Source organism: Pseudomonas kulmbachensis (assembly GCF_963681935.1).
In the GTDB taxonomy this organism is placed as follows: Bacteria; Pseudomonadota; Gammaproteobacteria; order Pseudomonadales; family Pseudomonadaceae; genus Aquipseudomonas; species Aquipseudomonas kulmbachensis.
The window spans coordinates 3,876,193-3,898,481 of record NZ_OY817088.1 but is presented as its reverse complement, the minus strand read 5'-3'; the positions used below and the strand labels follow the sequence as shown (position 1 = coordinate 3,898,481).

Annotated in this window: 17 protein-coding genes; 9 read left to right on the top strand and 8 right to left on the bottom strand. The window is 57.9% G+C overall.

Annotated features, from left to right (window positions below; all coding sequences use genetic code 11):
• Positions 1-95: 95 nt before the first annotated feature.
• On the bottom strand, positions 96-2,969 hold the full coding sequence (locus tag U5A05_RS18035) for a ribonucleoside-diphosphate reductase subunit alpha (protein ID WP_261739256.1): 2,874 nt from the start codon (positions 2,967-2,969) through the stop codon (positions 96-98).
• A gap of 682 nt (positions 2,970-3,651) precedes the next feature.
• Positions 3,652-5,943, bottom strand: a complete 2,292-nt coding sequence (gene bglX, locus U5A05_RS18030; protein WP_321834221.1) for a beta-glucosidase BglX — start codon at positions 5,941-5,943, stop codon at positions 3,652-3,654.
• 243 nt (positions 5,944-6,186) lie between these two features.
• On the opposite strand from bglX, the gene U5A05_RS18025 reads away from it, so the two are divergent.
• From U5A05_RS18025 to U5A05_RS18000, 6 genes are all read left to right on the top strand, one after another.
• A complete protein-coding gene (locus U5A05_RS18025; protein WP_261739254.1) occupies positions 6,187-6,795 on the top strand; it encodes a LemA family protein in 609 nt (202 codons plus the stop codon).
• Positions 6,796-7,002: 207 nt separating this feature from the next.
• Entirely contained in the window at positions 7,003-7,722 is a 720-nt protein-coding gene (locus U5A05_RS18020) for a TPM domain-containing protein (protein ID WP_321834220.1), read from the top strand.
• Between the two features lie 27 nt (positions 7,723-7,749).
• Positions 7,750-8,364, top strand: coding sequence for a TPM domain-containing protein (locus U5A05_RS18015; RefSeq protein WP_321834219.1), 615 nt, complete (start codon positions 7,750-7,752; stop codon positions 8,362-8,364).
• 107 nt (positions 8,365-8,471) lie between these two features.
• Complete coding sequence (locus tag U5A05_RS18010) at positions 8,472-9,689, top strand: class I SAM-dependent methyltransferase (protein WP_321834217.1); 1,218 nt, start codon at positions 8,472-8,474, stop codon at positions 9,687-9,689.
• A gap of 111 nt (positions 9,690-9,800) precedes the next feature.
• Positions 9,801-10,382, top strand: a complete 582-nt coding sequence (locus U5A05_RS18005) for a DJ-1/PfpI family protein (protein ID WP_019823320.1) — start codon at positions 9,801-9,803, stop codon at positions 10,380-10,382.
• Between the two features lie 16 nt (positions 10,383-10,398).
• Positions 10,399-10,704 carry a ribbon-helix-helix domain-containing protein gene (locus U5A05_RS18000; RefSeq protein WP_261739250.1) on the top strand — a complete coding sequence of 102 codons (306 nt, stop codon included), beginning with the start codon at positions 10,399-10,401 and terminating at the stop codon, positions 10,702-10,704.
• Positions 10,705-10,815: 111 nt separating this feature from the next.
• Here the strand turns inward: U5A05_RS18000 and U5A05_RS17995 are convergent, their stop codons facing one another.
• The 3 genes from U5A05_RS17995 to U5A05_RS17985 all read right to left on the bottom strand — a co-directional run bounded on the left by U5A05_RS17995 (position 10,816) and on the right by U5A05_RS17985 (position 14,960).
• Positions 10,816-13,362, bottom strand: a complete 2,547-nt coding sequence (locus U5A05_RS17995) for a TonB-dependent receptor (RefSeq protein WP_261739249.1) — start codon at positions 13,360-13,362, stop codon at positions 10,816-10,818.
• 120 nt (positions 13,363-13,482) lie between these two features.
• The gene (locus U5A05_RS17990; RefSeq protein ID WP_261739248.1) at positions 13,483-14,424 is read right to left on the bottom strand and encodes a FecR family protein; all 942 of its coding nucleotides are present in this window, start codon (positions 14,422-14,424) and stop codon (positions 13,483-13,485) included.
• Complete coding sequence (locus tag U5A05_RS17985; protein WP_261739247.1) at positions 14,421-14,960, bottom strand: RNA polymerase sigma factor; 540 nt, start codon at positions 14,958-14,960, stop codon at positions 14,421-14,423. The genes U5A05_RS17990 and U5A05_RS17985 overlap by 4 nt, the downstream gene beginning before the upstream one ends.
• A gap of 171 nt (positions 14,961-15,131) precedes the next feature.
• Here U5A05_RS17985 and U5A05_RS17980 point away from each other — a divergent pair, with 171 nt between their 5' ends.
• Positions 15,132-15,464: a YegP family protein gene (locus U5A05_RS17980; RefSeq protein ID WP_261739246.1), complete on the top strand. Its 333-nt coding sequence runs from the start codon at positions 15,132-15,134 to the stop codon at positions 15,462-15,464.
• Positions 15,465-15,479: 15 nt separating this feature from the next.
• On the opposite strand, the gene U5A05_RS17975 is transcribed toward U5A05_RS17980, so the two are convergent.
• Positions 15,480-16,505, bottom strand: a complete 1,026-nt coding sequence (locus U5A05_RS17975; RefSeq protein ID WP_321834213.1) for a DUF4917 family protein — start codon at positions 16,503-16,505, stop codon at positions 15,480-15,482.
• Positions 16,506-16,641: 136 nt separating this feature from the next.
• Between U5A05_RS17975 and yiaY the strand changes: the two genes are divergently transcribed.
• Positions 16,642-17,790, top strand: coding sequence for an L-threonine dehydrogenase (gene yiaY, locus U5A05_RS17970; RefSeq protein ID WP_261739244.1), 1,149 nt, complete (start codon positions 16,642-16,644; stop codon positions 17,788-17,790).
• Positions 17,791-17,969: 179 nt separating this feature from the next.
• Here the strand turns inward: yiaY and U5A05_RS17965 are convergent, their stop codons facing one another.
• A complete protein-coding gene (locus tag U5A05_RS17965; RefSeq protein WP_321834210.1) occupies positions 17,970-19,493 on the bottom strand; it encodes a fumarate hydratase in 1,524 nt (507 codons plus the stop codon).
• Between the two features lie 301 nt (positions 19,494-19,794).
• On the opposite strand from U5A05_RS17965, the gene U5A05_RS17960 reads away from it, so the two are divergent.
• Entirely contained in the window at positions 19,795-20,733 is a 939-nt protein-coding gene (locus U5A05_RS17960) for an iron-sulfur-binding ferredoxin reductase (RefSeq protein WP_261739242.1), read from the top strand.
• A gap of 69 nt (positions 20,734-20,802) precedes the next feature.
• On the opposite strand, the gene pyk is transcribed toward U5A05_RS17960, so the two are convergent.
• A complete protein-coding gene (gene pyk / locus U5A05_RS17955) occupies positions 20,803-22,254 on the bottom strand; it encodes a pyruvate kinase (RefSeq protein WP_261739241.1) in 1,452 nt (483 codons plus the stop codon).
• Positions 22,255-22,289: the final 35 nt, after the last annotated feature.

The following is a 22,289-nucleotide window of genomic DNA, read 5'->3' as shown; positions in this document are numbered from 1 at the left end:
TTCTCCCCAAAAAACAAAACCCCCGTTAAGCCCAACTGTTGCCAGGGCTTAACGGGGGTTTATGGTCAGGCGGTTAACCCGCCTGCCAGCTCAGCTTATTGGCAAGCTTCGCAATCCGGCTCGTCAATCGCGCAAGCCTTTGGCACAGGTGCTGGACCGGCCGGGGCGGCAACTACGTCTTCGCTGTTGTTGCCGTTCGACACGGCGTTGAGCTTGCCAGTGTTGACGGTGGACTTCTCGGTGCTGGTCGCGGCCAGGGCACGGAGGTAGTAAGTGGTTTTCAGACCACGATACCAAGCCATGCGGTAGGTCACGTCCAGCTTCTTGCCCGAAGCGCCAGCGATGTACAGGTTCAGCGACTGAGCCTGGTCGATCCACTTCTGACGACGGCTGGCGGCGTCAACGATCCACTTGGTGTCAACTTCAAACGCAGTGGCATACAGCTCTTTGAGCTCTTGCGGGATGCGTTCGATTTGCTGCACGGAACCATCGTAGTACTTCAGATCGTTGATCATGACCGAGTCCCACAGATCGCGAGCCTTGAGGTCGCGAACCAGGTACGGGTTGATCACGGTGAATTCGCCCGAGAGGTTCGATTTCACGTACAGGTTCTGGTAGGTCGGTTCGATCGACTGCGATACGCCAGTGATGTTGGCGATGGTCGCGGTCGGTGCGATGGCCATGATGTTGGAGTTACGAATGCCTTTCTGTACACGGGCGCGAACCGGTGCCCAGTCCAGGGATTCGTTCAGGTCAACGTCGATGTACTTCTGGCCACGCTGTTCGATCAGAATCTGTTGCGAATCCAGCGGCAGGATGCCCTTGGACCACAGCGAACCCTGGAACGTCTCGTAAGCGCCACGCTCGTCAGCCAGGTCGCAAGAAGCCTGGATCGCGTAGTAGCTGACCGCTTCCATCGACTTGTCGGCAAACTCAACGGCGGCCTGCGAAGCGTAAGGAATGTGCTGCAGGTACAGAGCGTCCTGGAAGCCCATGATCCCCAGGCCCACTGGACGGTGCTTGAAGTTCGAGTTGCGAGCTTGCGGCACCGAGTAGTAGTTGATGTCGATAACGTTATCGAGCATGCGTACGGCTACGTCGATGGTGCGCTTGAGCTTGTCGGTGTCCAGCTTGCCGTTGACGATGTGGTTCGGCAGGTTGATCGAGCCCAGGTTGCAAACGGCGATCTCGTCCTTGTTGGTGTTCAAGGTGATCTCGGTGCACAGGTTCGAGCTGTGAACCACGCCCACGTGCTGCTGCGGGCTACGCAGGTTGCACGGGTCTTTGAAGGTCAGCCAAGGGTGGCCGGTTTCAAACAGCATGGACAGCATTTTACGCCACAGGTCTTTGGCCTGGATGGTCTTGAACAGCTTGATCTTGCCAGGGTACTGGGACAGTGCTTCGTAGTACTCGTAACGCTCTTCGAAGGCCTTGCCGGTCAGGTCGTGCAGATCCGGTACTTCGGATGGCGAGAACAGGGTCCACGGGCCGTCATCGAAGACGCGCTTCATGAACAGGTCAGGGATCCAGTTGGCAGTGTTCATGTCGTGGGTACGACGACGGTCATCACCGGTGTTCTTGCGCAGCTCGATGAACTCTTCGATGTCCATGTGCCAGGTTTCCAGGTAAGCACATACAGCGCCTTTGCGCTTGCCACCCTGGTTAACGGCTACGGCGGTGTCGTTCACCACTTTCAGGAACGGAACCACGCCCTGGGATTTGCCGTTGGTGCCCTTGATCCACGAACCCAGTGCACGTACTGGCGTCCAGTCGTTGCCCAGGCCGCCAGCGAATTTGGACAACATGGCGTTGTCGTGGATCGCGTGGTAGATGCCCGACAGGTCGTCCGGCACGGTGGTCAGGTAGCAGCTGGACAGCTGTGGACGCTGAGTACCGGCGTTGAACAGGGTTGGGGTCGACGACATGTAGTCGAAGGACGACAGCAAGTTGTAGAACTCGATGGCGCGGTCTTCTTTTTGCTTCTCTTCGATTGCCAGGCCCATGGCCACACGCATGAAGAAGATCTGCGGCAGTTCGAAACGTACGCCATCGTGGTGGATGAAGTAACGGTCGTACAGGGTTTGCAGGCCCAGGTAGGTGAACTGCTGATCGCGCTCGTGGTTGATCGCCTTGCCCAGTTTTTCCAGGTCGAAGGTGGCCAGAACCGGGTTCAGCAAATCGAACTCGATACCTTTGGCGATGTAGGCCGGCAGGGCCTTGGCGTACAGGTCAGCCATCTCGTGGTGGGTGGCGCTGTCAGCGACTTGCAGGAAGCTCAGGCCTTCGGCACGCAGGGTGTCCATCAGCAGGCGAGCGGTCACGAACGAGTAGTTGGGCTCACGCTCTACCAGGGTGCGGGCGGTCATCACCAGGGCGGTGTTGACGTCGCTCAACGCTACGCCGTCGTAGAGGTTTTTCAGGGTTTCGCGCTGGATCAGGTCGCCGTCAACTTCTTCCAGACCTTCACAGGCCTCGGTGACGATGGTGTTCAGGCGGCCCATGTCCAGCGGCGCGAATGTGCCGTCAGCGAGGGTGATACGGATCGACGGGTGAGCGCGCACAGCGTCTTCAGCCGGGGCGCGGGTTGCACGTTCCTTGGAGCGGGCATCACGGTAGATCACATAGTCGCGTGCCACTTTTTGCTCGCCGGCACGCATCAGGGCCAGTTCAACCTGGTCCTGGATTTCTTCGATGTGGATGGTGCCGCCCGATGGCATGCGACGCTTGAAGGTCGCGGTGACTTGTTCGGTCAGGCGCGCAACGGTGTCGTGAATGCGCGACGAAGCGGCAGCGTTGCCACCTTCAACTGCGAGAAACGCCTTGGTGATGGCGACGGTGATCTTGTCATCGGTGTAAGGAACTACAGCCCCGTTACGTTTGATCACGCGCAATTGGCCTGGCGCGGTCGCAGACAGATCCAGATTTGAATCGGTACCCTGCGAGTTCTCGCGAGTTGTATCGGTTTGCATGGGGGTGTCTCCACATTCTCTATGTTTGTTTGGGCGCCTTTTGGGTGCCCACCGTTCCGTCCTGAAGCACTACAACCGGTAATGAGCCGGGCATAACAACTTCGGGACGTACAGAAGGGGGGTTAAGCCGCTTCCGTGCCGAAGTCTTGATTCACGCAGACCGCGTGAAACCGTATTCCAGCGGGATGACAGTATTTTTACTGCAACACCCGGGCCGCTTTCCGACGTTTAGGTTGGAAAGCGGTTGCCATCCGCATGAGCGGTTTGGACTTTAAAAACTGCGTTTGGTTTAACCCAACAGGCGCGAGAAAAGGGCTTGAAATTCTCGTCTGAGTTGTGTTGGGTTTTTGGCCTAAAACCCTACATATGGGGTTTTTTGGCGGAGCTGATACAAGATATGCGTTTTGCAGGGGTTGTGCAACGTACTGCCTGTGGATAACCCTGTGTGTAAATTGTGTGTGAAAGCTTGAATATCCATGTAGGCCGCACTGCACCGGCATTTAGCCGTTTGTCACCGGATTTTGCAGGAGCAAATCGTTTGCGCTGGATTTTGAGGGCGCGAACCCTACCATAAAAAACAGCGCTGTCCGAACGCATTTTCAGGCGGGTGCAAAGATAGGAAAGGTCAAGCGAAAAGACGTGCCGGGAGGCCGCATAGGGCCTTCCCGGCAATTGAGTGAAATTACTGCAACTGGAAGCTGTTTTGCTGGACGTTTTGCGAGTCGAGGCCAATCTGCACATTGAATTCGCCAGGCTCGGCGACGTGCTGCAACTGCGCGTTGTAAAACTTCAGATCGTTCTCGGCGACGGTGAATTGCACGACCTTCTGCTCGCCGGGTTTGAGCATGACTTTCTGGAAGTTCTTCAGCTCCTTGAGCGGACGGCTCATGGAGGCGGTGACGTCCTGGATATACAACTGAACCACGGTTTCGCCCGCGCGCTTGCCCGTGTTTTTCACGGTTACGCTGGCGGTCAGAGTGTTGCCCGGCTTCAAGGTTTTGGTCGACAGGCTGACATCCGACAGGCTGAAGTCGGTGTAGCTCAAGCCATAGCCAAACGGATACAGCGGGCTGTTGGGCTCATCGAAATACTGCGAGGTGTAGTTGCCCGGTTTGCCCGGTGTGAAGGGCCGACCAATGCTCAGATGGCTGTAGTAAGTCGGAATCTGACCTACAGAACGCGGGAAAGTGATCGGCAGCTTGCCTGACGGGTTGTAGTCACCGAACAGCACGTCAGCAATCGCGTTGCCACCTTCGGTGCCGCTGAACCAGGTTTCCAGCACGGCATCGGCTTGTTGCTGTTGCACATCGATCGACAGCGGACGGCCGTTCATCAACACCAGTACCAACGGCTTGCCGGTGGCCTTGAGCGCAGTAATCAGGGCGCGCTGGCTGGCAGGAATGTCCAGGTTGGTGCGGCTCGACGACTCGTGGGACATGCCCCGCGATTCACCCACCACAGCGACGACTACATCCGCCTGCTGCGCGGCCTTGACCGCCTCGTCAATCATCACCTGCGCCGGGCGCGGGTCGTTGACCACTTCTGGTGCATCGAAGTTGAGGAAGTTCAGGTAGTCGACGATTTTCTGGTCGTCGGTAATATTGGCGCCGCGGGCGTAGATCAGGTTGCCCTGTTGGCCGAGTGCGTTACGCATGCCGTCATACACGGTCACAGACTGTGCTGGCAGACCCGCTGCGGCCCAACTGCCCATGATGTCGATCGGGGCTTTGGCCAGGGGGCCAACCAGGGCAATGCGCGCCTGTTTATTCAGGGGCAGGGTTTCGGCCTGGTTTTTCAGCAGCACCAGACTCTTGCGCGCCACTTCACGGGCTTCGCTGCGATGCAGGCGGCTTTCGGCCTTGGTGTCGGCCGGGTCATCTTCAGCCTTGCCGATACGCAGGTACGGGTCGGCAAACAAGCCCATGTCGTACTTGGCGCCAAGCACCTCGCGCACGGCGTTATCCAGATCGCTTTGCGGCACTTCACCGGACTTGAGCAGGCCAGGCAATTCTTCGCCGTAGGCCTTGTCGTTCATGCTCATGTCGATACCGGCCTTGATTGCCAGCTTGGCGGCTTCGCGGCTGTCTTTGGCTACGCCGTGCTTGATCAATTCAATAATCGCGCCGTGGTCGCTGACTGCAACGCCTTTAAAACCCCAGTCCTTGCGCAGCAAATCCTGCATCAGCCACATGTTCGAGGTGGCAGGCACGCCATTGATCGAGTTCAGGGCCACCATCACGCTACCTGCGCCCGCTTCGATGGCGGCGTGGTAGGGCGGCAGATAGTCCTGAAACATGCGTGTCGGGCTCATGTCGACAGTGTTGTAGTCACGTCCGCCTTCGACTGCGCCATACAGGGCAAAGTGTTTGACGCTGGCCATGATATTGCCGGGCAGGGCAGGTGATGCGCCCTGATAGGCCTGCACCATCACCCTGGCGATGCGCGAAACTAAATAGGTGTCTTCGCCAAAGCCTTCGGAGGTACGGCCCCAGCGCGGGTCACGGGCGATGTCGACCATGGGGGCGAAAGTCAGGTCGATACTGTCGGCGCTGGCTTCCTTGGCGGCCACGCGGCCGCTGAGGCCGATGGCGTCCATGTCCCAGCTGGAGGCGAGAGCCAGGCTGATCGGGAAAATGGTGCGATGGCCGTGGATCACGTCGTACGCAAAAAACATCGGGATCTTCAGGCGGCTGCGCATGGCAGCGTCTTGCATCGGGCGGTTTTCGTCGCGGCTGATGGAGTTGAACGTGCCGCCGATACGGCCTGCGGCGATTTCCTTGCGGATCATCTCGCGGGGCATTTCCGGGCCGATACTGATCAGACGCAGTTGACCGATCTTTTCATCCTCGCTCATTTTTTTCAGCAGTTCAGCAACGAACACGTCTTTGGGAGGGAGCGGGGCCGCCGGGGTTTGAGCCCATGCGGTGTGACTGGCCAGGCTGATGACGATGCCCAGCAAACACATATTTCTCATTGGATTCTTCTGCGCAGCCGCTCACTTGAAGCGAGGGAAGCCCGCGCTTGTGCAGCGATATTGTTCTGGAGGAATGTCAGGAATACTCGAATTAAAGAAATGACCTACCTTTAGAACAAAGTATTCCTGCATGGCAGGCAGTCTTTTAGCTGATTCGCCGCGAGCAATCCAGTATTGCCGGGAGTTTTTGGGTGTGGTGTGTGGTCTATAAACCTGATGTCGTTATTTCGGAGCGTTGCAAGCATGGGAATACAGAGCGTTAGAACCTGGGGTTGGAAAGTTATTGCCTTGCTGACCGTAAGCAGTCTGCTTGCAGGATGTGGGATCAATACCATTCCGACCCTCGACGAGCAGGTCAAGGCGGCCTGGTCGCAAGTACAGAACCAGTATCAACGTCGTTCCGACCTGATTCCCAATCTGGTGGAGACGGTCAAGGGCGCGGCCAAACAGGAACAGGCCACCCTGACTGCGGTGATTGAAGCGCGGGCCAAGGCGACCTCGATCCAGGTCGATGCCAGCACGTTGAACAACCCGGAAAAACTCAAGCAGTTTCAGGAGGCGCAGAATCAGCTGACGGGAGCCTTGAGCCGGTTGATGGTGGTGTCTGAGCGTTACCCGGACCTGAAGTCCAACCAGAACTTCCTGTCGTTGCAATCGCAACTGGAAGGCACGGAAAACCGGATCAGCGTGGCTCGTCGCGATTTTATCCTCGCGGTTGAGCGCTACAACACAGAGATCCGCACCTTTCCGGGGCGTTTGTGGCATGCGGTGATGTACAGCGACTTGCCGGTACGCTCCACCTTTGAAGCCACAACCCCGGATGCCGACAAGGCACCTGAGGTGAAGTTCTAAGCCGCCTGACCAATATGCGTGCCCTGTAGCAGCTGCCGAGGAACGAAGGCTGCGTTCGGCGGCGCAGTCGTCGTAAAATCATTAATTGCGGTGTTTCAAATACACCTCAGGCTCAGATTTTACGACCGCTTCGCGCTCGAACGCAGCCTTCGTTCCTCGGCAGCTGCTACGAGTAACGCCTGTCAGATTCGACCTATGAGGTTGCCGATGCGCGTATCAAAACCGGGGCTTGGCCTGTTGCTGTGGCTATTTATAGCCACGGCCCAGGCGCTGACTTTTCCTGCACTTAGCGGGCGGGTGGTGGACGATGGGCACATGCTCGACCCCGCCACACGCCAGCAGCTGACGCAAAAGCTTGAGACCCACGAAAAAGCCACCGGCGAGCAAGTGGTGGTGGTCACCGTACCCAGTCTGCAAGGCACCCCCATCGAAGATTTCGGCTACCAACTGGGCCGCGCCTGGGGCATCGGCCAAAAAGACAAAAACAACGGCGCATTGCTGATTGTGGCCCGCGATGATCGCAAGCTGCGTATCGAAGTCGGCTATGGCCTGGAAGACCGCCTCACCGACGCCCAGTCCTCGGTGATCATCCATCAAGTGATCACCCCGGCCTTTAAAAGCGGTGACTACAACCAAGGTATCAGCGACGGAGTTGACGCCATCCTGCAAGTATTGGGTGGCGCGCCATTGGCCGAACCGGCCTATGCCGGAGGGCAGGGCGACAGCAACGATTTGATGGCCGAACACCCGGGCGTAGTTGTGCTGCTATTTATATTGTTTGTTCTGGTCGTTGCGGCCTGCCAGTTCTTTGGCATCTGCCGCTCAGGCGGCGGCGGTGGCTCGCGCTCGGGTGGCTTTGGCGGTGGCGGAGGGTTCAGTGGTGGCGGTGGCAGTTTTGGCGGCGGCGGAGCCTCTGGCGGCTGGTAATTCATTTTTCAACGAGTATCGATAGTTATGGCTTTGTTAACTCAAGAGCAACAACGGCAGGTCGAAGAAGCCGTCACCCGTTCCGAACAACGCACCGACGCCGAAATTGTCACCGTGCTGGCACCGCGGGCCGATGACTACAGCTATATCCCCTTGTTGTGGGCCAGCCTGGTTGCCTTGCTGGTGCCCGCCGTGGCGCACGTTCTGATTGGCGGCCTGGAGATATATTCCTTGCTGATGCTGCAATGGGCCAGCTTCGTGTTTCTCAGCCTGATCTTCCGCCTACCGGCGATTACCACCCGCTTGATCCCGCCCCGTGTGCGCTACTGGCGAGCCAGCAACCTGGCCCGGCGGCAGTTTCTCGAGCAAAACCTGCACCACACCGAAGGGCGCACCGGCGTGCTGATTTTTGTCAGCGAGGCGGAGCGTTACGTCGAAATCCTGGTGGACGAAGGTATCTCCCGACATCTGGACAACAGTGACTGGGGTACCATCGTCAGCGATTTCACCCGCCGGGTGGCGCTGGGCCATACGGCTGAAGGCTTTATTGCCTGTATCGATGCCAGCGCCGAATTGCTCGCGCAGCACATACCGAGAACACAGGCACGTAACCAATTGCCGAATCGGTTGGTGATGTTGTAATCGCGGCTGTCTGAAATTACTCCGTGCCCCCGGCGGCCAACGCGCCTAAAATGGCCGCCATTGCTTTTCTGATTTCTCCCTCTTGCACCCCCGAGGCACCATTTTCAATGTCAGTGACTGCTACCACCGCCCCGTCTGTGCCGGATCATCGTGCGCAATTTTTGAATCTGCTGGAAACCGGCCTGGCGCAAAACTCGTTTATCAAGCTGGTGCTGGCCAAGTACGTCGGTCCAGAGGCTGAATTGCAACGGGTGATCATCAAGCAGGTAACGGTCAAGGATCAGCCTTGCCTGTCTTTTGTGTACCGTTACAAAACCCGTGATATCACCAAGAACTTCCCGCTTGAAGAGGGCGTGGCAATTATTGCCGGGCTGTTGCCGGAAGCGTTCAAGAACGCGCACTTGCTGACCCTGACTGACGAAGTGCAGTTGGAATACAGCAAAAAAGGCAAAAGCTCGCTGTTCAAAGGCAAGAGCCAGCAGGAGCGCGAATTGCCGTCGGCTGAGCACAATCGCGAGAAAAATCGCTTTCTGGATCTGACGCGGCCGTTTCTCGCCGATCTGGGCGTGACCAACAAGCAGCAAGAGCTGATCCCGGCGATGTCGCGCAAGTGGAAGCAGATCAACAAGTTTATCGAGGTGTTTTCCCACGCCCTGAGCAACTCGCCGCTCAAGCTCGATCAACCGGTCAAGGTGGTGGATTTCGGTTCGGGCAAGGGTTACCTGACGTTTGCCATTCACGACTACCTGCGCCACAGCCTGCAAGCCGAAGGCATGGTGACCGGGGTTGAGCTGCGTGAAGACATGGTCACGCTGTGCAACAACGCCGCTGAACGCCTGGAGCACCCGGGCCTGACGTTCCAGCATGGTGATGTGCGCAGCTTTGCCCCGACGCCGATCGATGTGATGATCGCGCTGCATGCCTGTGATATCGCCACCGACTACGCCATCCATATGGGCATTCGTTCGGGTGCGGCGATCATCATGTGCTCGCCGTGCTGCCATAAACAGATCCGCCTGCAAATCCAGAGCCCGGCATTGCTCAAGCCGATGCTGCAATACGGTTTGCACTTGGGCCAACAGGCCGAAATGGTTACTGACAGCCTGCGTGCACTGTTCCTGGAAGCCTGCGGTTATGAAACCAAGGTGTTTGAGTTCATCTCGCTGGAGCACACCAACAAAAACAAAATGATCCTTGCGGTCAAACGCGCCGAACCGCTGGACCCGGCGCAATTGTTGGTGAAAATTCAGGAACTCAAGGCGTTCTACAACATTCAGGAACACTGCCTTGAAACCCTGTTGCAGGCCGATGGGTTGTTGAAATAAGCCTGTAAGTTGCGTCTGGCGGGTACGTAGTACCTGGCTATTACCCGCCCAGGCGCGCAGGGGGTACTTTGGCTACTCTTACTGGCCCTATCCCCCACAGGAGCACGCACCATGGCAGCGAAAAAAATTCTGATGCTGGTTGGCGATTACGTCGAAGACTACGAAGTGATGGTGCCGTTCCAGGCGCTGTTGATGGTCGGGCATCAGGTGCATGCGGTGTGCCCCGGCAAGACTTCGGGCCAGACCGTGCGTACCGCCATCCACGACTTTGAAGGCGACCAGACCTACAGCGAAAAGCCTGGCCATTTGTTTGCCCTGAATTTCGATTTTGACAAGGTTAAAGCCAGCGATTACGACGCGCTGCTCGTACCGGGTGGTCGTGCACCGGAATACCTGCGCTTGAATGAAAAAGTGCTGGAGCTGGTGCGTGATTTCGACAAGGCGGGCAAGCCGATTGCTGCTGTGTGCCACGGTGCGCAACTGCTGGCGGCGGCTGGTACTCTGGAAGGCCGCGAATGCAGCGCTTATCCGGCGTGTGCACCGGAGGTTCGCCTGGCGGGTGGTACTTATATCGATATCGACGTGACCAAGGCCCATGTACAGGGCAACCTGGCCACTGCACCGGCATGGCCTGCGCATCCTGCATGGCTGGCGGCGTTCCTGGGCTTGCTCGGCACCAAGATTACCTTGTAAGAATGAGGGCGTGACCATGTGTGAGTTGTATGTAAAAGCCGATCCGATTCTTTACGAGTCGCGCTCACGGTCATTGCGTATTTGCGGCGTGGTCACCACCCTGCGCCTGGAAAACCAGTTCTGGGACATCCTCAGCGAAATTGCACAGGAGGACGGCATGACCACCAACCAATTGGTGGCCAAGCTGTATGAGGAAGTGATGGATTATCGCGGTGAAGTGGTCAACTTCGCGTCTTTCTTGCGCGTCAGTTGCACGCGTTACCTGAGCCAGCGCCGGGTGCAGGTGCCGGAGTTGAGTGTGGTAGCACGTCATAAAGCCTGAGTGTGTAGCCGCTGCCGCAGGCTGCGATGGGTTACGAAGCGACCCTGCTTTCAAAGGTCCTTCGGCCCTTATCGCAGCCTGCGGCAGCGGTTACAGGTTATGCACTGCTGTTTAGAAGAACCGCGTCACGCTGATCTTGGCATTTCGCCCCTGGCTGTAGGCGTTATCGCCACTGAGCATCGGGCGAAAGCTCTTGTTGAACATATTGTCCAAGGTGAAGTTGACCTCGGTGCCCTTGAGGTAAGGCTGTTGCGGCTTCCAGTTGGCAAACAGACCTTGCACGTTGTAGCCGTCATTATCGTAATGATCCCAGTAACGGTCACCCAAGACGCTCAGCGGGCTGCTGTAGTAATTGTCGCTCGGTCTGCGGTCGGTCTTGCGTACCCATTCGCCTTTCCAACCAACGCGGGCATCCAGGCTCGGTATTTTGGTGCCCAGTACGGCAATCCATTTTGGTGCGGGTACGTCGCGTGCCCAGACGTTGGGGCCCCAAGGGTTGGTGTAGGCGCCTTCGTGTTTGCCAGTCATCCATGCGTATGAAAGCGAGCCGAAGACGTACGTGGACTCGTAGAAGCTTTCAACCTCAAAGCCTTTGATAGTCACGCTGCCAATATTGCGGTAGTTCGGCATATTGGGACCGCAGTCTTTGGTCATGCCCCCTGACACAGTTTGTGCCGCACAGCCTACGCCCGTTGCTTTGAAAATCTCGTCGTCGACAGTGTTGTGGAACAGGGTAGTGCGCACCAGTGCGTGGTCACTGTCGCCGAAAATCTGATCGAACGTCGTGATGTTGCCCCCACGCCAGCCGGTGATGCGTTCGGGGTCCAGGCCCAGGCTGCTGGAAGTGCGGCTGCCAGACCCCTGGACTTCATATTGCTCGTCGATCACCGGGGCGCGCCAGGTCTTGCTGTAGTTAACGAACAAGGCGGTTTTCGGAGTTATTGTCCAGAAGGCCGCCAGGCGAGGCGACCAGCCAGTGTAGGTTTTGTCACTGTAGTCGTGGCCCAGTTCCGGGTGGTTGTAGTAGGGCGCATCGTTTTCCTGGCCGCGATTGCGCACATGGTCGTAACGCATGGACGGCGTCAACGTGAAGTCGCCCCAGGTGATGGCGTCCTGAATATAGAAACTGTTGGTGTCGACCTTGCCTCTGGGCATGAAGTTTGGTTGGTAGTGGCCGTAGTTGTACTTCTCGGCGTCATAGGACCCGCCCGGCATCCACATATTCACATCACGCTGATGCTTGCGAAATTGCACGCCAGTGGTCACCGCATGGTCCAGCGGGCCGCTGGCAAACAGGCTGATATTTTCGATCTGGAGCATGTCGTCGGTGTAGCCGGTTTCCATCTTGCGCCCGCCGCTGGTGGGCTGGGTGAAGGCCTGTGCGCTGCGCGTGTCGGTTTGTTCGGTATTGGAGTGCGAGTACTTCACTTCCAGATCCACCAGCGGATTGTCCAGAGGCTCGTATTTGTATTTGGCCGACCAGGTGGTGTCGATGGTTGAGCGGTTGGACAGGTAGCGTCGGGAGGCGATGTCGTAACCGTATTTATCAATGTTGGCCTTGCTGGGTGGCTCCGGGTAGCTGACTGCCGAGAAGGGCACCCACAGGTAATTGTTGGCCCGCGAGTAAGACATGCCTACGCTGTGCTCGTCGTTGAGGTGCAGGTTGAGTTTGAGCAGTTGCGCGTCCAGATCCTGGGCGGTGTTGGGCAGGCGCTTGGGGTTGACCGGGTAAACATTACCGGGGTTGGGCATATTGTCGGCGAGCTTCATGTCATCACCGTCGCGTTTGGTGTAGTACACCAGCGCATCGGCGCGGCCATCATCGGTGCGGCCGTACACGGCACCGCTGTAAATCTGTTGATGGTCATTGCTGCTGTAGCCGTACTTGAGCATGGCACCAACGTCCTTGCCTTCTTCGAGCAGGTCCGGCGCGTCCTTGGTTTCCATGTGCACCACGCCGCCAAAACCACCATTGCCGGTGTGTATGTCGTGGGGGCCTTTCTCGACTTCCAGGCGTTTGATCAGCTCGGGCTCGATAAAAATCGTGCCCTGTTTGTAGCGTTCAAAGCCGCTTTTGGTCGCGCCATCAACGGTCATCTGCACATCTTCAGCTTCGCCCATGCCCCAAATGTTGATGGTCTGACCGCCCGGCTTGAGCGATCCGCCGAGGTTGATACCCGGCAGGGTGGCCAGCAAGCTGGGGATGTTATTGGCCTGATACTGATTGATCTGAGTTTGCGTCATGGTCGATTTGCCGACGCTGCTGGAATCCACCTCGTTACCGCTGCCCACCACGCTCACCGCGCCCAGCTCCAGGCTGTTGCTGGTGGTTGTACCGTCTTCCTTGGGTCTCACAACGTAGGTTCGGTCGACCTGGATCAGGCTGAAATCGGTGCCCTTGAGCAGTAACTGGATGGCTTGTTGCGGTGTGTAGTCGCCCTTGAGCGCGGGGGCTTTGATGTTGCGTAACAGGGCTTCGTCGAACAGCAGCTGGATTTTTGCCTGCTGCGCCACCTCACTTAACGAACTGGCCAGCGATTGTGCCGGCAGTTGCAGCTGGATCGACTCGGCATGGGCTTGCAGGCTGACCGCCAGGCAAGCTGCCACCAGTGTTGGGCGCGAGCAGAAGTGCGAGAAGTGATGTGGTGCGCGAAACATGAAATCCCCCGGTGTGGCAACAAAGGCCAAAAAGACATGCGTTAGCAACGCAGACCGGAGGAAGACGCGGCACAATGAAAAAACCACATATGCGAATGAAAAATATTCGCATATGTTTTTTTAGCGAGGTTCGATACGGATTGTTCCGTTGTCCTGCAGCACGGTTTTTACCGGGATCAGTGCAGGAAGAGCCTTGACTAGGGCCAGTGGGTCGCTGATATCCAGATTGCCCGAGACCTTGTAGGCAGCGAGTGGCCCAGCGGCCAGTTGGATCACGCCGGGGCGGTACAGGTCCAGCTCGTCCACCAGGCTGCCCAGTTCGCGATTGCGAAATGACAGGTGGCCACTGCGCCAGTCCGCCACTTTTTCGGCACCCAGGGAGTGCTCTTGCAGTGAGCTCTTGGCGTAGTCGTAGGTGGCGCGTTGTTGTGCGCCCAGCAGGGTTGAGGATTTTGCATCGGGGGTAAACGCAACCTGGCCGTGGGCGACACTGACGACCAATTGGCGCGAGCTGCGTCGTACATCAAAGCCGGTGCCGACCACCTTGATCCGTGCAGCGCCAGCATGTACCACTAGCGGCTGCTCCTTATTGGCTGCAACCTCGATATAAAGCTGGCCTTGATCCAAATAAATATCGCGCTGTTGTGCGTTGAACTCCAGGCGCAGCCGGGTATTGGCATTGACGTTCAAGGTGCTGCCATCGGGTAACAGGAGGGTGCGCCCGCCTTGGGCCAAAGTACTGACCTGCTGCTGGTGCAGCGCCACTGGAGCCCCGAGATTGAGCGCAAACACGGCGCATAGCACGGCGGCAGCGGTGGCCAGGGCGAAGTTTGAACGCCGGGGGCGGACAGGCAGCGCAATGGGTTGGTTGATCTGTTCAAGTTGACCCAGATCCGCCCACAGAGCCTCAAATTCGGCATAGGCCTGAGCATGGGCCGGGCTGGCATGCCATGTGTCGAATTGCTCGCGGGTGCTGTGGTCGCGCTCGTTGCGGTTACGTGCAAACCAATTGGCTGCCTGCTCGTCGATGCTGTCGTGACCTGCTGCTTGATGAGGGCTCATTTTGGCTGCTCCTTGCCGCTGTCCCGTTGTTGATACTGCTTGCAGTGCAACAAGGCCAAGGCAATGTGCTTTTCTACCATGCTGACGGAGATCCCCATGCGCTCGGCAATCTGTGCCTGACTCAAGCCTTCAAAACGGTGCAGCATAAGGGCTTCACGGCGTCTGGGCGAGAGTTCTGCGAGTATGGTTTTGAGCTGTTCAAGGCGTTGCAGACGCTGGGCAGCAGCCATTGGATCATCCCTTTCGTCACTCAAGGGCTCGGATTCACTCTCGCCGTGCTGGTGATGTACAGCCTGGCGCACTTGCTGGCGGCGCCAGTGGTCGCGCAACAGATTGCGCGCCATCTGGAACAGAAACGCCCGCGGCTGCTCGACGTTGGCCCGGTCCTGATAACCCAGCCATTGAGTGAAAACATCCTGAGTCATGTCAGCTGCATCGCTGGTGTTGTCGGTGCGCTTACGCAGAAAGTGCAAAATTTGCGTATAGAACTCGCGAAAGGAATCGGCCGCAGGCGGGTCGGGTTTAAGGCGAGACATGAGGGTCCTTGTGAACACAGCGATGCAAATAAGTCGCGAATGGTATCGATAACCATTGCTATTTGTCTCGTTGAAAGTTCGACTTTCGCTCATCTCGGCAAATAAATGGATAAATAGCCCATGGCGTCTTTACTGACTAGGTGCAGGAACCCTTAATTTCAGGAGAAGGTTATGTCGGGTTGGTACGAATTGAGCAATACCAGCAATGGGCAGTTCCGCTTTGTGTTGAAGGCGGCGAATGCCGAAACCATTCTGGTCAGTGAGCACTACACCACGCTGGCGGCAGCCAAAGGCGGGATCGCCTCGGTACAGACCAACAGCCCGCTTGATGAGCGGTACGAGAGAAAAGTGGCCAAGGATGGTAGTCCGTACTTCAACCTGAAGGCGGCCAATCACCAGATTATCGGCACCAGCGAGATGTACTCGTCAGAGGCTGCGCGTGACAAAGGCATTGCCAGTGTCAAACACAATGGGCCGACTACGGTCATCAAAGACAAGCATTGAGGCGTTCGGCCAGGGTTAAACCTCTACCGGCACCGAGTGTCGGCTGAGGCCCAGCGGATGAGTCTTCGAGTTAAAAAAGCGCAAGGTCAGCTTCTTCTCGGCAAACAGTGCCGTGTAATGGTTCTTTTGAAAGCGGATAAACGCTTCACTGCGCGGATAGATCGAGATGCACAGGGTTTTCAGCGGGGCCTGGCGCAAGGCATCGATCAGGTGCTGGTCCTGCTCGCCCAAGCTGTGGCCGAAGATGCACAGCGCGTCTTTATGCGCCATTAACTGCTCATGGCAAAAAGACAGGTAATCGGACTGGCGGATGGATTTTCGCTTGTCGTCGCTGCTGCTTTCGCTGACAAACAGCGGCACATCGTCCAGTGCGCTGATCGAGTGGTTAATTGCAAAGTTGCTTAACAGGGTGGGTTCGTTGGCCGTGATTCTGCGTGCCTTGCCTTCCTGATTTTTGACCAGGTGCAGCGCCCCGTGCAGATACAGCATACGAGTGGTTTTACCCTTGGCCGCACCGGCACTCAGTTCAAAAGTCGAACCGGGGGTATTGAACAGGTCGTTGAACTGTTTTGGCGCCTGCATCACTGCCCAGGGCGCAAGCAAGTCGTAGTTGGAGCAATACACACTGGCGTAGCGCGCCAGTTCTGCATGCCAGCAAGCCAGGGTTTCGGGCTGCATCAGGCGCCAGGGAATGTGCACGTCTTGAGTGCAGTTGATCAGGGCTTCTTTAATGGCGTAATAGCGTTTGCGCGGCGAGGCCGAGTTGATGGCCAGCGCCTTGTTGACCTTGCTCGCGGTTTTCAGGGCGCTGAGCACATGCTCGAAGTTGCGCGTGCCGAGGGCCTCGAACACGCTGAGTTCGGTCTGGCTGAGGGGCTTTTCGGCGACGCTCTTGGCTTTGTCAAACAGCGAGTCGTAATAGAAGTCATGCCACACGGCCATGCTTGCGCCGTTGCCAATCAGCAGCCCGCTGCACGGTGTGCTGGTGCGCAACTGATTCCAGTCTTCTAGTTCGGCATCAAATTCCTGGAAAGGGGTCATCGCAATTTCGTCTCAAGGCGTGGGCGGTGTCGGACTTTATCATGCTCAAGTGTTGAGCCAGATCAACATTGCTGCATTGTGATTGGAGGAAGCTGTGGAGACCGACTTAGCCAATGACCCGCCAAGAGGACTCTACATGACCAGCACTTTCTTTATTCCCGCCGTAAATATTATGGGTAACGGTTGCTTGGCTGAAGCCATGACCGCTATTCGCAATTATGGTTTTCGCAAGGCCTTGATTGTGACTGACGCGGGGCTGGCAAAGGCGGGTGTTGCGACGCTGATCGCTGAGCAGCTGGCGCTGCAGGACATTGATTCGGTGATTTTCGACGGTGCCAAGCCGAACCCGAGCATTGCCAACGTTGAGGCGGGGCTGGTGGTGCTCAAGCAACATCACTGCGATTTTATCGTGTCGTTGGGTGGCGGCTCGCCCCATGACTGCGCCAAGGGCATTGCGCTGTGTGCCACCAATGGCGGGCATATCCGTGATTACGAGGGGGTTGATCGCTCGGCCAAGCCGCAATTACCGCTGGTCTCGATCAATACCACGGCCGGTACAGCCAGTGAAATGACGCGTTTTTGCATCATCACCGACGAAGAGCGCCACGTAAAAATGGCCATTGTCGACCGCAATGTGACACCACTGTTGTCGGTCAACGACCCCGAGTTGATGGTGGGGATGCCCAAAGGGCTAACCGCAGCCACGGGCATGGACGCCCTGACTCACGCCATTGAGGCGTATGTGTCGACGGCTGCCAACCCCATTACCGATGCTTGTGCGATCAAGGCGATGGAGCTGATCAGTCAAAACCTGCGTCAGGCGGTTAGCGACGGTAAGGATCTGACGGCACGCGAGAACATGGCTTACGCGCAGTTCCTCGCGGGCATGGCCTTTAATAACGCGTCGCTGGGCTTTGTGCATGCGATGGCCCACCAGTTGGGCGGGTTCTATGACTTGCCCCATGGTGTGTGCAATGCGGTGCTGCTGCCCCATGTGCAGATGTTTAACGCCAGTGTATGTGCGACCCGCTTGACCGATGTGGCTCACGCGTTGGGTGCCGATGTGCGGGGCTTGAGCCCGGAAGAGGGCGCGCAGGCGGCCATCGCGGCGATTCGCACCTTGGCCCGGGATGTAGAAATCCCGGCCGGGCTGCGTGACCTGGGCGCCAAGCTGGATGACATCCCGATTCTGGCCACCAATGCCCTGAAGGATGCTTGTGGTTTCACCAACCCGCGCAAGGCTGATCAGGGGCAGATTGAAGAAATTTTCCGTAACGCGTTCTGATTGAGAGGTACCGATCTTGCAGGAGAGGGCTTGCTTGCGATTCAGGCGACGCGGTTTACCTGCGTTGTCGGGTTGATGCCATCGCGAGCAAGCCCGCTCCCACAGAAAAGCACGGTACAGACATAAAAAAACGGCCAGGTTATTAACCTGGCCGTTTTTGTGTCTGACGTATAAAGCGCTTATTGCACTTCTACAGCCAGGCTTTCGCTGATTTTTTTCTGCCAGATCGCCGGGCCGGTGATGTGCACCGACTCGCCGTTGCTATCGACTGCCACGGTAACCGGCATGTCTTTAACGTCGAACTCGTAGATCGCTTCCATACCCAGTTCGGCAAATGCCACCACACGCGATTTTTTGATCGCTTGGGCTACCAGGTACGCAGCACCGCCGACGGCCATCAGGTACACAGCTTTGTGGTCCTTGATCGCTTCGATGGCGGTAGGGCCGCGCTCGGATTTGCCGATCATGCCCAGCAGGCCGGTTTGATCGAGGATCTGACGGGTGAACTTGTCCATCCGCGTAGCGGTGGTCGGACCGGCAGGGCCAACGACTTCGTCGCGCACCGGATCAACCGGGCCTACGTAGTAGATGAAGCGACCCTTGAGGTCGACCGGCAAGGTTTCACCCTTGTTGAGCATTTCGACCATGCGCTTGTGCGCAGCGTCACGCCCGGTGAGCATTTTGCCGTTCAGCAGGACGGTTTCGCCCGGCTTCCAGCTCTGCACGTCTTCCGGGGTCAGGGTGTCGAGGTTGACACGGCGGGCCGACGGGCCTGCTTCCCAAACGATTTGCGGGTAGGCGTCCAGCGGTGGCGCTTCGAGGGATGCAGGGCCGGAGCCGTCCAGTACGAAGTGAGCGTGACGGGTGGCCGCGCAGTTCGGGATCATGCACACCGGCAGGGACGCTGCGTGGGTCGGGTAGTCCATGATTTTTACGTCGAGTACGGTGGTCAGACCGCCCAGGCCCTGGGCGCCGATGCCCAGTTGGTTGACCTTCTCGAACAGTTCGATGCGCATCTCTTCGATACGGCTGGACGGGCCGCGCTTGATCAGGTCGTGAATGTCGATGGATTCCATCAACACTTCCTTGGCCATCACTGCTGCTTTTTCAGCGGTGCCGCCGATACCGATGCCGAGCATGCCTGGTGGGCACCAGCCCGCGCCCATGGTCGGAACGGTTTTGAGCACCCAGTCTACGATCGAGTCGGACGGGTTGAGCATGGCCATTTTCGACTTGTTTTCGGAACCGCCGCCCTTGGCCGCTACGTCCACTTCCACGGTGTTACCCGGAACGATGGAGTAGTGAATGACCGCAGGAGTGTTGTCCTTGGTGTTACGACGCGCACCGGCCGGGTCGGCCAGGATCGAAGCACGCAGGACGTTTTCCGGCAGGTTGTAAGCGCGACGCACGCCTTCGTTGATCATGTCGTCCAGGCCCATGGTGGCGCCGGTCCAGCGCACATCCATGCCTACGCGTACGAATACGGTGACGATGCCGGTGTCCTGGCAGATCGGGCGGTGGCCAGTGGCACACATGCGCGAGTTGATCAGGATTTGCGCCATCGAGTCACGGGCCGCTGGCGATTCTTCGCGCAGGTAGGCTTCGTGCATGGCCTGGATGAAGTCCACGGGGTGGTAGTAGGAAATGAATTGCAGGGCGTCAGCAACGCTCTGAATCAGGTCGTCTTGCTTGATCACGGTCATGGGTCGCGCTCCTCTATAAGACGGGAACATACAATCAATAAGGTGTTTGCGACCTTGGGTCAGGTCTTTGCTAGGCATACCGGGCACACATGACCGGTACAAAAAAGGCGCCGCAGTATAACCCGGTACACTCTTTGATACACCCGCACGCACAAAACTTGTAGCCGCTGCCGAAGGCTGCGATAAGGGCCGAAGGATCTTTGTTTTTTTATTCCGGGGGCGGGTCTCTACACCACCCATCGCAGCCTGCTGCAGCGGCTACACGGTGCCCGGATCTGGAATTACCCAACGGAGGCTATAAGTGCCCCAGTTACACGTTGCTGACCAGCGCTGGTCAGTTGCCGAAAGTACCAATCTGCTCGACGCCTTGAATCAGGCCGGGGTAGCCGTGCCCTACAGTTGCCGGGCTGGCAGTTGCCATGCCTGCCTGGTGCGCTGCGTGCGTGGAGAGCCGGCCGATCTCAAACCCGAGGCATTGAGCCGGGCACAGCGTGAGCAGGGTTGGCGTCTGGCTTGTCAGTGTCAGGTGGTCGAGGACCTGCAGGTTGAAGCCTTCGACCCGCTGCGCGATGGCATGCCAGCACAAGTGCTGGCGCTGGACTGGCTGAGCCCGAGCGTGCTGCGGTTGCGCCTCTCGCCGCAGCGCCCGTTGCGTTATCGCGCTGGCCAGCATGTGGTGTTGTGGACCGCTTGCGGTGTCGCTCGACCGTATTCGCTGGCCAGTCTGCCCGAAGAGGACCGCTTTCTGGAATTCCACCTCGATTGCGCTCACCCCGGTGAGTTTGTCGACGCGGCCCGGCATTTTAAAGTCGGCGATTGTGTGCGGCTGGGTGAGTTGCGTGGCGGTGCGCTGCGTTACGACCCGGACTGGCAGGAGCAGCCGCTATGGCTGCTGGCATCCGGCACCGGGCTAGGGCCATTGTTTGGCGTGCTGCGCGAGGCATTGCGCCAGGACCATCAGGGGCCGATTCGGTTGGTACATGTGGCCCGCGATGCGAGCGAGTATTACCTCAAGGATCAATTGTCAGCATTGGCGGCGACGTGTCCGAACCTTACGGTTGAGTACCTTGAGCGTCAGCAATTGCCCGAGTACCTGCTGCAGCTGCGTCTTGCCTCACGTCAAACCCACGCTCTGCTCTGCGGCCATCCCGATACGGTCGAGGCGTTTGCCAAACGTCTGTTTCTGGCTGGACTGGGCCGCAACCAACTGCTGGCGGATGCTTTTTTGACCCGCAGTTAAGTGCCTGGCGCAATAAAAAAGCCCCGCCTGAGTGATCAGGCGGGGCTTTGAGTTTAAGCCGTGTAAGGCTTAAACCATTTTGTCGCCGACATGCAGAATTTTCATGCCGTTGGTGCCGCCCACGGTGTGGTAGCTGTCGCCCTTGGTCAGGATGACCCAGTCGCCATTCTGTACGACGCCCAGTTTGAGCAGTTCGTCGATGGCAGCCTGGCTAACTTTTTCTGGCGGCAGGGATGCCGGGTCGAACGGTACGGTGTAAACACCACGGAACATCGCCGCGCGCGCCTGGGTTTCACGGTGCGGGGAGAACGCGTAGATCGGCACCGAAGAACGGATGCGCGACATGATCAACGGTGTGTACCCGCTTTCGGTCAGGGCGATGATCGCTTTGACACCCGGGAAGTGGTTGGCGGTGTACATGGCCGCCAACGCGATGCTTTGATCGCAGCTTTCGAAGGTTTTACCCATGCGGTGGCTGGAGGTTTTGCTGGTCGGGTGCTTTTCAGCGCCGACGCAAATACGCGCCATGGCTTGCACTGCTTCCAGCGGGTATGCGCCGGCAGCACTTTCAGCCGAAAGCATCACGGCGTCGGTGTAGTCGAGAACGGCGTTGGCAACGTCAGACACTTCGGCGCGAGTTGGCATCGGGTTCTGGATCATCGACTCCATCATCTGGGTCGCAACGATCACTGCCTTGTTGTGGCGACGTGCGTGCAGAATGATCTTCTTCTGAATGCCCACCAGCTCGGCATCGCCGATTTCTACGCCCAGGTCGCCACGGGCAACCATCACCGCATCGCTGGCTGCGATCAGCCCGTCGAGGGTTTCGTCGTCAGCCACGGCTTCGGCGCGTTCAATTTTCGCGACCAGCCAAGCAGTACCGCCTGCCTCGTCACGCAATTGGCGAGCGTATTCCATATCTGCAGCGTCACGCGGGAACGACACGGCCAGGTAGTCGACTTCCATTTCGGCAGCCAGCTTGATGTCAGCCTTGTCTTTTTCAGTCAGGGCTGGCGCGGTCAGACCGCCGCCGCGACGGTTGATGCCCTTGTGGTCGGACAGTGGGCCGCCGATCAGCACGGTGCAGTGCAGAGCATCGCCGGTGGCGGTGTCGACACGCATCACGACACGGCCGTCGTCGAGCAACAACTCGTCGCCTACGCCGCAGTCTTTAACCAGATCCGGGTAGTCGATACCGACGATTTGCTGGGTGCCTTCAGTCAACGGATGGCTGGTGGAGAAGGTGAATTGATCACCGACTTTCAGCTCAATCTTTTTGTTGGCGAATTTGGCGATACGAATTTTCGGGCCTTGCAGGTCCCCCAGCAGGGCAACGAAGCGGCCATGCTTGGCGGCGATTTCGCGCACCAGCTTGGCACGAGCCTTGTGCTCATCGGGAGTGCCATGGGAGAAGTTCAGACGGGCAACGTCCAGGCCAGCGAGGATCAGCTGCTCCAGCATTTCTGGTGAATTGCTGGCAGGGCCAAGTGTGGCAACAATTTTGGTTCGACGAACAGACATGCAAAGACTCCTGAGTTCAAGCGCTGCCAAAGGCT

Coding starts and splice junctions, on each gene's coding strand:
- U5A05_RS18035 (WP_261739256.1), bottom strand. CDS start 2,969: ATGCAAACCGATACAACTCGCGAGAACTCGCAGGGTACCGATTCAAAT.
- bglX (WP_321834221.1), bottom strand. CDS start 5,943: ATGAGAAATATGTGTTTGCTGGGCATCGTCATCAGCCTGGCCAGTCAC.
- U5A05_RS18025 (WP_261739254.1), top strand. CDS start 6,187: ATGGGAATACAGAGCGTTAGAACCTGGGGTTGGAAAGTTATTGCCTTG.
- U5A05_RS18020 (WP_321834220.1), top strand. CDS start 7,003: ATGCGCGTATCAAAACCGGGGCTTGGCCTGTTGCTGTGGCTATTTATA.
- U5A05_RS18015 (WP_321834219.1), top strand. CDS start 7,750: ATGGCTTTGTTAACTCAAGAGCAACAACGGCAGGTCGAAGAAGCCGTC.
- U5A05_RS18010 (WP_321834217.1), top strand. CDS start 8,472: ATGTCAGTGACTGCTACCACCGCCCCGTCTGTGCCGGATCATCGTGCG.
- U5A05_RS18005 (WP_019823320.1), top strand. CDS start 9,801: ATGGCAGCGAAAAAAATTCTGATGCTGGTTGGCGATTACGTCGAAGAC.
- U5A05_RS18000 (WP_261739250.1), top strand. CDS start 10,399: ATGTGTGAGTTGTATGTAAAAGCCGATCCGATTCTTTACGAGTCGCGC.
- U5A05_RS17995 (WP_261739249.1), bottom strand. CDS start 13,362: ATGTTTCGCGCACCACATCACTTCTCGCACTTCTGCTCGCGCCCAACA.
- U5A05_RS17990 (WP_261739248.1), bottom strand. CDS start 14,424: ATGAGCCCTCATCAAGCAGCAGGTCACGACAGCATCGACGAGCAGGCA.
- U5A05_RS17985 (WP_261739247.1), bottom strand. CDS start 14,960: ATGTCTCGCCTTAAACCCGACCCGCCTGCGGCCGATTCCTTTCGCGAG.
- U5A05_RS17980 (WP_261739246.1), top strand. CDS start 15,132: ATGTCGGGTTGGTACGAATTGAGCAATACCAGCAATGGGCAGTTCCGC.
- U5A05_RS17975 (WP_321834213.1), bottom strand. CDS start 16,505: ATGACCCCTTTCCAGGAATTTGATGCCGAACTAGAAGACTGGAATCAG.
- yiaY (WP_261739244.1), top strand. CDS start 16,642: ATGACCAGCACTTTCTTTATTCCCGCCGTAAATATTATGGGTAACGGT.
- U5A05_RS17965 (WP_321834210.1), bottom strand. CDS start 19,493: ATGACCGTGATCAAGCAAGACGACCTGATTCAGAGCGTTGCTGACGCC.
- pyk (WP_261739241.1), bottom strand. CDS start 22,254: ATGTCTGTTCGTCGAACCAAAATTGTTGCCACACTTGGCCCTGCCAGC.